Below are 15,448 nucleotides of genomic sequence, written 5' to 3'. Positions count from 1 at the left end.
CACCAGGTGCAGTACCTTCCAAATGAACAGGAATATTCATTTTGATATTCTTTCCTTTGTGTAATTGCAAGAAATCAGCATGTAAGATGATTTCACTTACTGGGTGGAAAGCTACATCTTGTAGTATTGCTTGGTACTCATCGCCTTCAATGTTAATGTTAACGAAATGTGCTTCGGCAGTAAATACTAATGGGCGAAAAAGAATCATTGGCGCATAAAAGTGGATTTGCTCGTCACCCCCGTATAATACGGCAGGAACCATAGCTTCCGCTCTTAATCTCTTCGCCTCTTTTTTGCCAAGATTTGCTCTTTTATACCCTATAATCTCAACAGTTTTCATAATATATATTTGTTAAAGTGAATAATTACTATTTTATATAATCTATTAAATAAATAAAGCACTAATAGATTCATTATCGTGAATTTTTCTAATGGCTTTGGCAAACATATCGGCTACCGAAAGTACTTTAATTTTCTCAGATTGTTGCTTTAAAGGCAAAGTGTCTGTGGTAATCAACTCATCCAGAGTAGAGTTGGCAATATTTTCATATGCATTACCTGATAATACAGGGTGAGTAATAATTGCTCTTACTGAATTAGCACCTTTTTCTTTCAGCATGTCAGCTGCTTTACATAAAGTTCCTGCTGTATCAACTAAGTCATCAAAAATAATAACATCTCTACCATCAACATCACCAATCACTTGCATTGCGTCAACCTCGTTTGCTTTTTTTCTTTGTTTATCACAAACCACCATATCTACTTTGAAATGCTTAGCATATTTTCTTGCTCTTGCTGAACCTCCTATATCTGGTGAAGCAAAAATGGTGTCTTCAGTTATACTTTCCTGTAAATAAGGAACAAAAATAGCAGAAGCATCCATGTGGTCAACAGGGATATTAAAAAATCCTTGAATTTGTCCTGCATGTAAATCGCAAGTAACAATTCTATCAGCACCAGCAGCCTCAAGAATATTGGCGACCATTTTAGCTCCAATAGCTACTCTTGGTTTGTCTTTTCTATCTTGACGAGCATATCCGAAATAAGGAACCACTAAGGTAACTTTATATGCACTTGCTCTTCTTGCCGCATCTATCATCAATAGTAATTCCATGATGTTATCAGCAGGGGCAAAGGTAGATTGGATTAAGAATACATGATGCCCTCTGATAGATTCTGTAAAGTAAGGTGAAAGTTCACCATCACTGAATTTTTGTAATTCAACATCTCCAAGAGGTTTTCCGTAACTAGCGGCTATTCTTTCAGAAAGATATTTTGAAGCGGAACCGGAGAAAATTTTGACAGAGGACATGGTTTTTATTTTTTGCGCTTAAAATAAAATATCCCATCCTATATTGCTATGGACGGGATTTTGTTGCCCGACTAGGGCTCGAACCTAGACTCTTCTGTACCAAAAACAGACGTGTTGCCAGTTACACCATCGGGCATTTTTGTTTGCCTTATCGCTAAGGGAATACAAAGGTAAAAACGGATTTATTATTTGCAAATAAAGAAGTGAAAAAAAATCAATTATTTTTTCTGTTGGGCACAAATGAGTAGTTATTTAAAATGCTTAATACAGCTACTCTAATTTTTCTGGGATCATCAAAAATGTTTTCAGAATATAAATCTGTTGTATATCCTTGCCATATCATGGAATAATCATTTGTATCTGTGAAGTTAATAACCATTGTGCCTTGATCTATTTTAAACTTCTTTTTCATGTATTTTTCCTTCTCTTTTTGAGTATCGCTTCTATATTTTATAAAACTCTCCATTTTTGGTTGTTCGTAACCTTTATAACTTAATGGATCATCGATGTAAAAATAACTAACATAAAAACTTGGGTTGTCAGGATTATATTCATAACCCAATAGTTCAAGGTGGCTTTTTATGGTAGAACGCACTAATTTCCTTGGTGCCTCTGGCATATAGGTTTCTGAGATAAAAAAACCAAAGGATTTATAATTATCAAAATCCCCTAAAAAATTATAATCATATTCAACTGGATATTCCTTTGATACAAAACAACCATTTGATATCAAAAACAATAAGAGCAGTGGTATGTAGAATTTTTTCATAATGTCAATGTAACGATTATATCCCTATTCTGTTTTTAAATTACAGAAGATTTTGAAATATATCGTTTTCACGACACTTTTTCAACCCATTTTCTAGCGTTTACCAAAGCTTCTACCCATGGAGAAATTTCATCTGCTTTTCTTTCATTTGGATAATTTGCCCAGTTCCATGGGAAAATACTTCTTTCCAAGTGAGGCATAATGGCTAAATGTCTACCGTCTTTTGAACAAATAGCGGCTGCGTTAAAATCCGACCCATTTGGATTAGCTGGATACTGCATATAGCTATATTTAGCGACTATTTGATAATTCTCTTCACCTAATGGCATTTCAAATTTACCTTCACCATGTGCTATCCAGATACCCAGTTTACTATTTTCAAGGCTGCTGAGCATAATAGAATTATTTTCTGGAACATCTACGTTAACAAACCCACATTCAAACTTATGAGAATCATTATGAGCCATTTTGATTTTTTCTTTATGCTCAGGGTAAATCAAATCTAAGGCGACCATTAATTGGCATCCATTGCAAACCCCCATACTAAGCGTGTCTTCTCTTGCATAGAAGTTTTTTAATGCACTTTGAGCATTTTCATTGTACTTAAATGCTCCAGCCCAACCTTTAGCAGAGCCTAAAACATCTGAATTAGAGAAACCGCCAGTGAATACAATGAAATTCACATCCGATAAATCTACTTCTCCACTCATTAAATCTGTCATATGGATGTCTTTTACATCAAAGCCAGCCATATACATCATATAAGCCATCTCACGCTCACTGTTCACGCCTTTCTCACGAATAATGGCTGCCTTTATTCCGCTTTCTGTATTTCTATTTGAATCTAAACCTAATGACTCAAAAGTTCCTTTAAAATGTGCTGGGAAATTGAATGATAAGTCTTGATTTTTATAATTTTCAAAACGTGATTTCGCTAAATCTTTGCCACTTTGTTTTTCATCCAGTAAATATGAAGTTTCATACCACTCATCTCTTAAACCTGCAATGTCAAGCTCAATGCTTTGATTAGCCTTTTTTATTTGAATTTTATTCGATTTTTTAACGGTTCCTAGAACTGAAACATCAATTTCTGCTTTGGCTAATTCTTCAATAACTGATTTATCCTCAATTTGAAGTAATAAACCCGGCTGTTCACTGAATAATAATTTTACTAAATCATTTTGCTCAAATGCATCAAAGTTTAAATCCAAACCAAAGTTTTGATGAGGGAAAGTGGTTTCTAATAGAGAAGTAATCAATCCACCTGAACCAACATCATGTCCTGATAAGATTTTTTCTTCATTAATAAATTTTTGAATCCTCTCAAATGCTGTTTTGAAATGTTTTGTTGAATTAATTTTAACTGTCTCTTCTCCTAAAGAAGCGCGAGTTTGCGAAAATGCAGAGCCGCCCAATTCAAAGCTGCCTTTCCCCATATTGATATAAATCAATTGGCTGTTTTCTTTTGGGATTAATGCAGTTTCCAATGTTTTTCGGATATCTGAAACTTCTCCAGCAGCGGATATAATCACAGTTCCAGGAGCATAAACTTTATCTCCGGAAGGATATTTTTGTACCATGGAAAGAGAATCTTTCCCTGTAGGAATATTGATTCCTAATTCAATGGCGAAATCACTTATGGCTTCAACGGCTTCGTATAAACGAGCATTTTCGCCTTCATTTTTTGCAGGCCACATCCAGTTGGCGCTAAGAGATATTCCCTTTAAACTATCTTGAATAGGAGCGAAGATAATGTTGGTCAAGGCTTCTGCAATAGATAATTCTGAACCTGCTTTTGGATTTATTAAAGCACTTACTGGGGCATGACCGATGGAAGTAGCAATCCCTTTTTCTCCTTTGAAATCCAGTGCCATCACAGCTACATTATTCAAAGGCAACTGGATTGGTCCAGTAGTTTGTTGTTTGGCTACTTTTCCGGTTACACATCTATCCACTTTGTTGGTTAACCAGTCTTTACAAGCTACGGATTCTAATTTTAGGACATCTTTTATATAACCTTCAATTTCTTTTGCATCATATTGCAATGTGGTATAGGTTGTGTTTTGTTTATGATCAGCTAATATGGTTTTTGGAGCACTTCCAAACATAGAAGCCAAAGGCCAGTCCACTGGATTTTTATCACTCTCTTTATCGACTACACTAAAATGGTGATCTCCTGTTATTTCTCCTACCACATAAAAAGGAGCTCTCTCACGTTGAGATACTTTTTCTAACTTGGCAATATCCTTTTCTTTAATTACCAATCCCATCCTTTCCTGAGATTCATTCCCCACAATTTCCTTGGCAGAAAGGGTAGTGTCACCAATTGGAAGCTTTCTTAAATCAATTTTTCCACCAGTATCTTCTACTAATTCGGATAGACAATTTAAATGTCCACCAGCACCGTGATCATGGATAGAAACGATAGGGTTTTCGGAAGATTCAGCCATAGCACGGATCGCATTGGCTACTCTTTTTTGCATTTCCGGATTGGCACGTTGAACAGCATTCAATTCAATTTGATTGGCAAAAGAACCCGTGTCCACTGAGGAAACCGCACTTCCACCCATTCCGATTCGGTAGTTATCACCACCCATTACCACAATCTTATCTCCTTTTTGCGGAACGTCTTTTTTGCTTTGGTCAGCAACTCCATATCCAATTCCACCAGCTTGCATGATGACTTTATCATATCCATACTTTTTACCGGCATGCTCATGTTCGAAAGTAAGGACAGAACCAGAAATGAGCGGTTGTCCAAATTTATTACCAAAATCAGAAGCGCCATTGGAAGCTTTGATTAAAATATCTACCGGACTTTGGTAAAGCCATGGTCTTTCTTCCATGTGGTTTTCCCACGGACGGTTACCTTTTAGTCTAGAGTAAGAGGTCATGTAAACAGCGGTTCCTGCTAAAGGAATTCCTGCTTTCCCACCAGCCATTCTATCTCTAATTTCACCGCCTGAACCCGTTGCAGCGCCATAAAATGGCTCTACAGTTGTGGGGAAATTATGGGTTTCTGCTTTTAATGAGATAACGGATTTGAATTTCTTTTTTTGGAAATAATCAGCTTTTTCAGGATTTGGAGAAGCAAACTGCTCCACTTCGGGTCCTTCTACATAGGCTACATTATCTTTATAGGCAGATACAATCCGGTTAGGATTTTCTTTTGAAGTCTTTTTGATCATTTGGAAAAGCGTGTTTGGCATTTCCTTTCCATCGATCACGAAAGTTCCATTAAAAATTTTGTGTCTGCAATGTTCTGAATTTACCTGTGAGAATCCGAAAACCTCACTGTCGGTTAATGGGCGATCTAAATCTTTGCTTACTTGTTCCAGGTATTGAATTTCTTCAGCGCTTAAGGCTAAACCTTCTTTTTCATTGTAGGTAGTAATATCATCTATTAATTCTATCGAATCCGGTTGCTTATCAATTGTGAAAATATCCTCATTTAAGCCCTGGTATTTGGCTTGAAGCATAGGATCGATTATGTCAGTGAGCTTTTCAATGGCTTCAAACATTTCAATTCTGAAGATGCCACTTAAGCCCATTGTTTGGGTGATTTCCACTGCATTGGTACTCCAGGGACTGACCATTTCTTTTCTTGGCCCCACAAAAATCCCGGATAATTCAGAAGCAGGAATTTCTTTTTCCGCATCCAACAGCCATAGTAGTTTTTCTAAGTCGGTTTCTGAAAATGGATTTTGATGTCCTAAAGCGTAGATTTGATGATTTTTACCCTGAAAAAAGCTAAGCATAATGTGTTTTATGTAGGTGGAATTAATAAAGTCGCAAAGTTAGAAATTATCCATTATTTAACCTAGAATCTAGATAATTAGAATCTGGAACCTAGAATCAAATCGAAGATCTGAGATCTAACCATAATTTTACCCGAAACAAAAGTAGCCAAGGCTACACTTCTCTTAACCAAAGAGAAACACAAAGTCTTTCACTAAGGTCACTGAGATAATTCAGTTAAAATTGATTGCCTTTTTATTAGGTCTTATTCTTACCTAATCACCCAGTACCCTTACTTCGCACTTCGAGCTACTAACTCACTACTATTTATTCCCGCTTTATTTCAATATTTACCACTGCCCTAATTCCCCCTTGGGGATTAAGGGGCTAGATGCTTAGCAGTATCTGCTATTAAGGTATTATGTCCAGCTTCAAGGATTACATGTTCATATTCTTTTACATGTTTCAATAAATCCATCATATTTTCAGCTGTGATAATTTTATCATATTTACCTGTGAACATCATAGTTGGTATTTTATTTTGATTAATAAGGAAGGCAATCAATTTTAAATCAAATTTAAGGTGTCTAAATACTACCCATGTTAAATAGACCCTGCGTCTTTTCTCTCTGGTATTCATTTGCGTATTGGCAAATTTTAAAAGGCTTTTATCAACTAATCCAATTTTTTTGGTAAAATTAAGGATGTGATAGAAATACTTTGGCTTTACTATCATGGCTCTGAAAAACCTGCGAAAAGAATTGGGGTAGGTCGCTAGACTGTACCAGAATGAAGTTTTTATCCCATCTGGCGCAATAAGTAAGAACTCTTTTATTTTTCTAGGAAATAATTCCAGACTTGCTAAGGCAAATTTTCCACCCATGCTGTATCCGCAAACTGCAAATTCATCAATTTGATGTTTTTGGAGAAAGATTTTTAATATCTCTTCCCAGTCTTGTTTTTCCAAAGCCTTACTTCTGTCTTTCCATTCACTTTCCCCATGAAAATAAATATCGAAAGCATATACAGTATATTTATCACCTAATAAATCAGAAAAGGGGTTGTAAATTTCTTTAAACTGACCAAAGCCGTGAAAAGCCAAGATTGGAGTATTTCCGTTTCCAGCAATAGAATAATTTAAAATATTTTCTCCAAATTTTATATGGTTGTATTTCATTTAAGAAAAAGTATTAATTCGTTTTAATATTATCAACGGAATTTATATTCACAAATATTAAAAAATCAAAATATGTTCAACTAGCTAATTATCAATAGATTGAAAGTTTTTTAAGATTTCTCTAAAAAATTATAAACAAAAGCTAACTTTGCGCGTTGGAAACCGAGGAAACTTTAAACTTTAATATAGTTTCCTAAGTTTAAATCGCAATATAATCATTTGAGTACAGAGAAAAACATATTAGAGGGAGCAAAAAATTTGTTTATGCAATTTGGCTTGAAGTCCATTACCATGGATGACATAGCCAAGAAGGTAGGCGTAAGCAAAAAAACAATTTATCAGTTCTTTAATGATAAGAATAGTATAGTTGTAAAATCTGTTCATGAACATTTTTCAGAGCATCAAAAAGAGATTGAAGAGGTCTTAAAAAATAGTGTAGATGTTATTGAAGCTATGTACAGATTATCAAAGTGCATGAAAGTTCAAGTAGAAGCAGTAAATCCCACCGTTTTGTATGATCTGCAACGCTATTTTCCCAAGGCATTTAAAAGATTTTTAGAATTTAAAAATTCTTTCATGCATAAGAATCTTCAAAAGATTCTGAAAGAAGGCATGCAATCTGGTTATTTCAGAAAAGAAATTAATACTGAAATTTTAACTATACAGAGAATAGAGCAGGTTCAATTGGCTTTTAATCAGGAGGTTTTTCCCCGTGACAAATTTGACTTTAAGGAAATACATGAACAGTTATTTGACCATTTTATACATGGAATACTAACTGAAAAAGGAAAAGAAAAATATAATCAATATTTAAATGAAGAGCATGATGCTTAACAAAGTTAGAATTTTTTGTGCAGTGGCTTTTTTTATGCCCATTGGCATAATGGCGCAAGAGGAGATTATTAAACCTATGAGTTTGGAGGAATGTGTTAATTATGCATTGGAAAACAATCGCAATTTAAAAACTACACGACTTGAAGAAGCGATAGCTGAAACGCAAGTGGGGGAAACCCGTTCTATGGGGCTTCCACAGGTGAAGTTGCAATCAGGGATAAACTATAATTATCAAATACAAAGAGCCTTTTTGCCTAACTCTATTATAACTGGAGATCCTAATGCAGAAGGTTTTACTCCCGTACAATTTAGTCCTGAGTATGATGGAAATGCCGTTGCGTCTGTTTCTCAGTTGTTGTTTGATGGTTCCTATTTCGTAGGACTTCAAGCAGCTAAAACTCTTAGAGAATTAAGGCAAAAGGAGTCTAATCAATCAGAAATTGAGACTGTTGAAGCCATTACTAAAGCATATTACTTAGTCTTGATAACAGAAGAGCGCTTGGAGCTTTTAAATGCTAATAAAGAGCAATTAGATCGTGTATTGAAAGAGACCAAAGCACTTTATGAAAGTGGTTTTGCTGAAAAAATTGATATTGATAGAATTACCGTTAATTATAATAATATTCAAACGGAAAATAATAAAGCCAACAGAAGCTATGACATGACCATGGATATGCTGAAATTTCAAATGGGAATGTCTTTAAATTCACCTTTAGCACTTTCTGGAGATATTTCAAGTCTAACCTTAGAAGCAGAAGAATATTTAGGCAAAACTGAAAATTTCGATTTTAGAGAAAGGACAGAATATTCCATTTTACAAACTAACCAAGATTTGGCAAATCTGGATTTGAGAAATAACAAAGCCACTCACTTGCCAAAGTTATATGCAAATTTTAATTACGGATATAACACAGGGGTTAATTCAACTGATGAATTATTTAATTTCAGTAACAATTGGCTAGAATTTGGAGCTGTTGGAATTTCACTTACCTGGGACATATTTACAGGTTTGAATCGCTCAAGCAAAATGGAGAAAAACCGCATTCAAATTGAACAAATTGAAATTCAAAAAGAACAGCTGAAGAGCTCCATTAATATGGAAATTAAACAAGCTAAAGATGATTTAAAATCAGCTAAAGAAAGTCTGGATGTGCAAAAGCAAAATATGGAACTAGCACTTTCTGTATACAACCAAATAGAAATTAAGTATAAAAATGGTTTGGCTAGTAGCCGAGAGTTACTGGATGCCGAGACTTCAAAAAAGGAAGCAGAAACCAATTATTACAGCTCACTTTATGATGCTGTTATAGCTAAAATAGAATTAGAAAAAGCTTTAGGAATATTGTATTGATTTGATAAAAATGATAAGATTTATAAAAATGAAAAATTTAATTTTAATAATAGCCCTTGCGGTTTTTATGGGAGCCTGTAATGGAAATTCTGATGTTGATAAGCTGAAATCAGAGCTGGAAGAAATAGAAAAAGAAATTCAAGAAAAGACTATTGAAGCCGCTGAATTGCAGGAAGAAATTGCACAGCTAGATCCTGAATTTTCCAAGAATAAAGATCAGTCTATTTTAATTGAATCTCAAACTGTAAAGTCTCAGGATTTCAAACATAAAATTCAAGTTCAGGGAGAGGTAGCATCACGTAAAAATATTACTATGGGTGCCGAAACTATGGGGAGAGTCACTCAAATTAATGTTTCTCCTGGTGATATGGTGAAGCGAAACCAGTTATTGGTGAAAATGTATGCTTCTACAGCTGAAAATAGTATTAAAGAATTGAAAACAGCCTTAGAATTAGCCACAACCATCTATAAAAAGCAGAAAAACCTTTGGGATCAAAAGATTGGGACTGAAGTACAATTTCTGGAAGCTAAAAATAGAAAAGAGACGCTCGAGAGACAATTGGCAACTGCCCAATCACAATTGGATATGGCTTATCTCAAAGCTCCGTTTAATGGTAGAATAAATGATGTTAATGTAAATATGGGAGAGATGGTGCAGCCCGGTATACCAGTTTTAAGTATGGTGGGTCAGGAAGAAATGTACCTCAAATCGAATGTTTCAGAAGAATATATTAATGATTTTGAGCAAGGAGATTCTGTAGAGGTTTACTTACCTTCCATTAAAAAATCATTTACCACTGTGGTAAGCGCAGTTAGTTATGTAATCAATCCGGCAAACAGAACTTTCCAATTAGAAGTTAAGGCCAATGAGTTTGTAGATAAATTAAAGCCCAATCAATTTGCCAGATTAACCTTGGTGGATTATGAAAATGAAAATGCTATTGTGGTTCCATCATATGTGGTTCAGCAAGATAATTTGGGTGATTTTGTTTATGTAGTGAAGACTGACGAAAACCAGAAAAAAGCTGAAAAAGTAAGGGTAGAAAGAGGGAAAACTTACGATGGCAATACAGAAATATTGAAAGGCATCAAATCAGGTGACACCATCATATCGGAAGGATATAGAGAAGCAGTGAATGGTATTGCAGTACGTTTAGCACAATAATTCGAAATAGAATATTTATGAGCGATCAAAATAAAAAGAAAGTAGAGAAGGAGTTTGGGCTTACCAGTTTATCTGTAAATAACCGAACTACTGTTTATGTATTGGCTTTCCTTATTGTGGTTTTAGGTATATTTTCTTATATCAATTTACCTAAAGAAAACTTCCCTGAGATAGCGCAACCTACCATATATGTGGGTACTCCACATCCCGGTAACTCACCGGCTGATATGGAGAAATTGATTACCCGTCCATTGGAAAAACAAATCAATACCATTTCCTCGGTGGATAATATTAAGTCCACTTCGGTTCAGGATTTTTCTACCATTATTATAGAATTTACTACCGACACCGATGTAGATAAAGCCTTGCAAGAAGTAAAGGATGCAGTGGATCAGGCAAAATCTGAGCTACCTTCTGATTTACAGGATGATCCTAATGTATTTGAATTGAATGTTTCTGAATTTCCGATTATGAATATTAACCTTTCGGGAAATTACAGTGTGGAGACCTTAAATTCTTATGCAGAATATTTGGAAGAGGAGATGGAGAAATTCCCTGAAATGTCTAAAGCAGAAATTAGAGGGGTAGATGAAAAGGAAGTTAGAATAATGGTGGATCCTCTTGAAATGGAAGCTCGAAAAATCAGTTTTAATGATATTGAAACTGCTGTGCAGCAAGAGAATATGACCATGTCTGGTGGAAACATCAAAATGGGCGAAATCAGAAGAACCGTCTCTATTTCAGGTGAATATGAGAGTCCTGAAGCCTTGGAAAACCTTATCATCAAAAATGAAAATGCCAATATTGTTTACCTCAAAGATATTGCAGAGATAGAATTTGATTATAAAGAAAAACAAAGTTACGCTCGCTTAAATAATGAGGCGGTAGTGATGGTAGATGCAGTGAAAAGAAGTGGAGAAAATTTACTTATTCTTACTGAAAAAATTAATGAAGTAATTGAAAAGGCAAAAGAAGAAATTTTCCCTGATGACTTGGAAGTGACTATCACGAACGATCAGTCACAACAAACCCGTGATCAGGTAAGCAGTTTGGAAAATAATATAATCTCAGGTGTTATACTGGTGGTTTTAGTGCTTTTATTCTTTTTAGGAACACGAAATGCACTTTTTGTTGGAATTGCTATTCCGATGTCCATGTTTATGGCTTTTATGATTTTAGGGGCTTTGGGCATCACCATTAATATGATTGTGTTATTCTCTCTAATCATGGCATTGGGAATGTTGGTGGATAATGGGATTGTAGTAGTAGAAAACGTTTATCGATTAATGGAAGAAGGCTATTCACCTATTAAAGCCACTAAAATAGGAGTGGGTGAAGTTGCACTGCCTATTATTTCATCTACAGCTACTACATTAGCAGCTTTCTTGCCTTTAGCGTTCTGGCCAGGTCTTATTGGGGAGTTTATGAAATACTTACCGATTACTTTGATCATTACGTTAGGGTCTTCACTATTTGTAGCTTTGGTAATCAATCCGGTATTTATTGCTTCTTTTATGCGATTAGATGATGGAGGAAAACTGAACTATAAGAGAGTTTGGAGTATAGCAGGTATTTCATTTGCTATAGGTATAATTTTCATATTACTTAAAATTTATGCTATTGGTAATTTGGCTATTTTATTTGGTGTTTTAGGATTACTCAATACCTACGTTTTAACGCCACTTTCCCGTAGATTTCAAAAAGGATTTTTGCCTGGCTTAGAAAGGTTGTATTCTCGAACACTTAGGTTTGCTGTTAAAGGATGGAATCCATATTTCTTCTTTGGAGGAACAGTTTTGGCTTTAGTTGGCTCTGTGATGTTATTACAAGCCTTCACCCCAAATGTTCTATTCTTTCCTGAAAATGAGCCTAAATATGTTAATGTATTTGTTGAATTTCCTGTAGGAACGGATGTAGAACATACTAATGAATTTTCTATTAAAATAGAACAAGAAGTTAAACAAGTAATTGAGCCTTATTCAGATATAGTGGAATCTGTAGTGGCTAGTGTTGGAAGAGGTGCTGGCGATCCTAGTGATCCGACTGCCATGGGGCAATCCGATACTCCCAACAAAGCCAGAATCACAGTCAATTTTGTCGAATTCAAATATAGAGATGGAGTTTCTACCACCAAAGTAATGAATGAGATTCGGGATGTGGTGGCTGATAAATATGCAGGTGTTTCTATTACGGTAGATAAAGATCAGGCAGGTCCTCCAACTGGTAAACCATTGAATATTGAAATTAGCGGAGAAGATTATGCTAAATTAATTCAGATTACAGAGGATCTGACCGTTTTCATCAACAATCAAAATATTGGTGGAATAGAGGATTTAAAAACCGATTTAGAGACCGGGAAGCCTGAATTGACCATCAATATTGACAGAGAAAGTGCTAGGAGATTTGGCTTAAGCACTGCTACTATCGCCAATGAAATAAGAACTGGACTATTCGGAAAGGAAATCTCTAAATATAAAGAAGGTGAGGACGATTATGAAATCCAGTTGCGATACAATGATGAATATCGCTATGATGTAGACGCCTTAATCAATAAAAAAATCACCTATAGAGATCAGTCTTCAGGTAAAGTCAATCAAGTTCCTATAAGTGCTGTGGCAGATGTGCAATATAGCAGTACTTATGGTTCTATCAACCGTAAAGAATTAGATAGGGTAGTAACTGTATATTCCAATATTTTGGATGGATATAATGCCACCAATGTGAATAATCAATTAAAGACAGCTATGAAGGACTTTGATGTCCCTGCTGGATATGAAGTAAAATTCACAGGTGAGCAGGAAAAACAAGCAGAAGAAATGGAATTCTTGAGTATGGCTTTGTTACTAGCGGTATTTTTAATATTCTTGATCATAGTAGCGCAGTTTAATAGATTGACTGCTCCATTTATTATCATGAGTTCTGTTATATTCAGTACGATCGGTGTATTTATTGGATTGGTTGCGTTTCAGATGGATTTTGTGGTTGTGATGACCATGATTGGAATTATTTCCCTGGCAGGTATTGTGGTAAACAATGCCATTGTATTGATAGACTTTATTGAAATCAGTAAAGAAAACACAAAATTGAATCTAAAAGAAGGTGAAAACTTAACCTATGAAATGGTGAAAGATGCCGTAATGCTGGCAGGTAAGACCCGTTTGAGACCTGTATTATTGACAGCAATCACGACCATTTTGGGTCTAATTCCTTTGGCAATTGGGTTTAATTTTGACTTTATCCAATTGTTTACCAGTTACGATCCTGATTTCTATTTAGGTGGTGATTCTGTAATGTTTTGGGAGCCTATTTGCTGGACCATCATATTTGGTTTAAGCTTTGCCACTTTCTTAACGTTGGTGATCGTACCGGTGATGTATCTTATTGCAAATCAATTAAATGCTAAATTTGGAATAGGAAGATAAGTTTGGAGTTGGGAGTCGGAAGCTCGAAGCTGCTTCCCACTCTCCACTTCCCACTACAAACTTCTGACTTCCAACTCTAACTCATGTCAAAAATTATTCTCATACCGCTGGTTGCCGTAATTTTGCTTCTGATAGACTTATATGTCTTTCAGGCTGTGAAGATTGCAGTGCAAAATTTTGCTCCTGTGGGCAAGAACATAGTTTTTGGCTTATACTGGGGATTTACAGTGATTACTATAGTAGGATTCTTTCTATATCATTTTACTAACCCTGATTTATTCTCTAGAATATCTAGACAGTTTATGTTAGTGTTGGTATTCATGAATTATCTATCCAAAAGTGTTGCGATGATTATCTTGGTTTTGGGCGATTTGTTTCGATTTGGAGAATGGGCATTTTACCAAATTAAGGATCAGTTTTCAAATTCGCCTGTCTCTAATGAAGGTAAGAAAATTACCAGATCAGAATTTATAGCTAAATCAGCTTTAGTGGCTGGAGGATTACCTTTAGCCGCAATGAGCTTTGGTATTATTTCCGGAGCTCATGATTACCGTATCCGTAGAAAATCTATTGTTATTCCGAATTTACCGAAAGCCTGGCATGGAGTAAAAGTGGCCCAAATATCAGATATTCACAGTGGAAGTTTTTGGAATAAAGTTGCCGTAGAAGGAGGAGTTGATATGTTGATGGCAGAAAAGCCCGATATGGTTTTCTTTACAGGCGATTTGGTGAACAATGAAGCTAAGGAGGTAGAAAAATATATACCAATTTTCTCCAAAGTAAAAGCAGATTTAGGAGTGTTTTCCACCTTAGGAAATCATGACTATGGTGATTACAAAAATTGGAGTAGTGAAAAAGCAAAAGCTCAAAACTTAGCAGATGTAAAAGAGGCTCATAAAATAATGGGATGGGATTTATTATTGGATGAGAATAGAATTTTAGAAGTAGATAAGGAACCTCTAGCAATATTAGGAGTAGAAAACTGGGGAGCAGGCAGATTTGCTAAATATGGAGAAATCAGTAAAGCTTATGCAGGAACAGCCGATTTACCTGCTAAAATATTACTCTCTCATGACCCAAGCCATTGGGATGCCCAGATAAGAAAAGATTATCCCGATATTGATTTAATGTTAGCAGGCCATACCCACGGATTTCAGTTTGGTGTGGAAGTTCCCGGCTTTAAATGGAGCCCAGCACAATATGCCTACAAACAATGGGCAGGTCTTTACGAGGAAGGCAATCAGAAATTATACGTGAATAGAGGATATGGCTACCTTGGCTATCCTGGAAGAATAGGAATACCACCTGAGATTACAATTTTGGAGTTGAAGCAGAGTTGATGAAGTGTGCTTTTCGGAATTTGTAATTCCGAAAACTTATCATAGGATTTGTAATCCTTAAAATCATCCACTATGCCTAATATTTCAACACACTTTCAATATTTTATTAATTCAATTCTTAAATTGAAGCTTGTTTTGCGAGTTACTAACTTGCAATGTTAAGATTTCTCAATGCAATTGAGGGTAAGCAATTTAACTAACTAACCTGAGTTCGACTCTAATTTGGAAATTCAGATTTTCATAAAATTAAATAGACAAGGCGTCTTTTAGAAGATATAGCGAGCTATATCGAGGAAAGACAACGCAGTATATTGGATTTTATGGAAAAGTTTTCCCCTTT

Annotated in this window: 9 protein-coding genes, 1 tRNA gene and 1 pseudogene; 5 read left to right on the top strand and 6 right to left on the bottom strand. The window is 35.3% G+C overall.

Annotated features, from left to right (window positions below; all coding sequences use genetic code 11):
- From Q0L29_RS14885 to Q0L29_RS14860, 6 genes and pseudogenes are all read right to left on the bottom strand, one after another.
- A pseudogene (locus Q0L29_RS14885) lies at positions 1-340 on the bottom strand (50S ribosomal protein L25); the annotation flags it as partial.
- A 45-nt stretch (positions 341-385) separates the two neighbouring features.
- A complete protein-coding gene (locus tag Q0L29_RS14880) occupies positions 386-1,312 on the bottom strand; it encodes a ribose-phosphate pyrophosphokinase (protein ID WP_296622941.1) in 927 nt (308 codons plus the stop codon).
- Positions 1,313-1,375: 63 nt separating this feature from the next.
- Positions 1,376-1,448: transfer RNA gene (locus tag Q0L29_RS14875), tRNA-Gln, on the bottom strand.
- Positions 1,449-1,526: 78 nt separating this feature from the next.
- Positions 1,527-2,081 (bottom strand): DUF4136 domain-containing protein, encoded by a 555-nt coding sequence (locus Q0L29_RS14870; RefSeq protein ID WP_296622940.1) that lies wholly within the window; start codon positions 2,079-2,081, stop codon positions 1,527-1,529.
- 68 nt (positions 2,082-2,149) lie between these two features.
- Positions 2,150-5,839, bottom strand: a complete 3,690-nt coding sequence (gene purL / locus Q0L29_RS14865) for a phosphoribosylformylglycinamidine synthase (RefSeq protein ID WP_296622939.1) — start codon at positions 5,837-5,839, stop codon at positions 2,150-2,152.
- 359 nt (positions 5,840-6,198) lie between these two features.
- Positions 6,199-6,996 carry an alpha/beta hydrolase gene (locus Q0L29_RS14860; protein WP_296622938.1) on the bottom strand — a complete coding sequence of 266 codons (798 nt, stop codon included), beginning with the start codon at positions 6,994-6,996 and terminating at the stop codon, positions 6,199-6,201.
- A gap of 219 nt (positions 6,997-7,215) precedes the next feature.
- On the opposite strand from Q0L29_RS14860, the gene Q0L29_RS14855 reads away from it, so the two are divergent.
- The 5 genes from Q0L29_RS14855 to Q0L29_RS14835 all read left to right on the top strand — a co-directional run bounded on the left by Q0L29_RS14855 (position 7,216) and on the right by Q0L29_RS14835 (position 15,108).
- Positions 7,216-7,830 (top strand): TetR/AcrR family transcriptional regulator, encoded by a 615-nt coding sequence (locus tag Q0L29_RS14855; protein ID WP_296622937.1) that lies wholly within the window; start codon positions 7,216-7,218, stop codon positions 7,828-7,830.
- Positions 7,820-9,181, top strand: coding sequence for a TolC family protein (locus Q0L29_RS14850; RefSeq protein ID WP_296622936.1), 1,362 nt, complete (start codon positions 7,820-7,822; stop codon positions 9,179-9,181). Before Q0L29_RS14855 ends, Q0L29_RS14850 begins: the two co-directional genes overlap by 11 nt.
- Positions 9,182-9,209: 28 nt before the next feature.
- Complete coding sequence (locus tag Q0L29_RS14845; RefSeq protein ID WP_296622935.1) at positions 9,210-10,346, top strand: efflux RND transporter periplasmic adaptor subunit; 1,137 nt, start codon at positions 9,210-9,212, stop codon at positions 10,344-10,346.
- A 17-nt stretch (positions 10,347-10,363) separates the two neighbouring features.
- Positions 10,364-13,768, top strand: a complete 3,405-nt coding sequence (locus Q0L29_RS14840) for an efflux RND transporter permease subunit (protein WP_296622934.1) — start codon at positions 10,364-10,366, stop codon at positions 13,766-13,768.
- A gap of 83 nt (positions 13,769-13,851) precedes the next feature.
- A complete protein-coding gene (locus Q0L29_RS14835) occupies positions 13,852-15,108 on the top strand; it encodes a metallophosphoesterase (protein ID WP_296622933.1) in 1,257 nt (418 codons plus the stop codon).
- The last annotated feature ends 340 nt before the right edge of the window (positions 15,109-15,448 follow it).

The sequence above is a fragment of the Marivirga sp. genome, assembly GCF_024636815.1.
Taxonomy (GTDB): Bacteria; Bacteroidota; Bacteroidia; order Cytophagales; family Cyclobacteriaceae; genus Marivirga.
Note: the sequence above shows the minus strand (reverse complement) of the source record. Positions and strands in the feature narration are given on the sequence as shown.

Excerpts from the sequence above, each read along its gene's own strand:
- purL (WP_296622939.1), bottom strand. The coding sequence starts at position 5,839 with ATGCTTAGCTTTTTTCAGGGTAAAAATCATCAAATCTACGCTTTAGGA.
- Q0L29_RS14840 (WP_296622934.1), top strand. The coding sequence starts at position 10,364 with ATGAGCGATCAAAATAAAAAGAAAGTAGAGAAGGAGTTTGGGCTTACC.
- Q0L29_RS14860 (WP_296622938.1), bottom strand. The coding sequence starts at position 6,996 with ATGAAATACAACCATATAAAATTTGGAGAAAATATTTTAAATTATTCT.
- Q0L29_RS14850 (WP_296622936.1), top strand. The coding sequence starts at position 7,820 with ATGATGCTTAACAAAGTTAGAATTTTTTGTGCAGTGGCTTTTTTTATG.
- Q0L29_RS14870 (WP_296622940.1), bottom strand. The coding sequence starts at position 2,081 with ATGAAAAAATTCTACATACCACTGCTCTTATTGTTTTTGATATCAAAT.
- Q0L29_RS14835 (WP_296622933.1), top strand. The coding sequence starts at position 13,852 with ATGTCAAAAATTATTCTCATACCGCTGGTTGCCGTAATTTTGCTTCTG.
- Q0L29_RS14845 (WP_296622935.1), top strand. The coding sequence starts at position 9,210 with ATGAAAAATTTAATTTTAATAATAGCCCTTGCGGTTTTTATGGGAGCC.
- Q0L29_RS14880 (WP_296622941.1), bottom strand. The coding sequence starts at position 1,312 with ATGTCCTCTGTCAAAATTTTCTCCGGTTCCGCTTCAAAATATCTTTCT.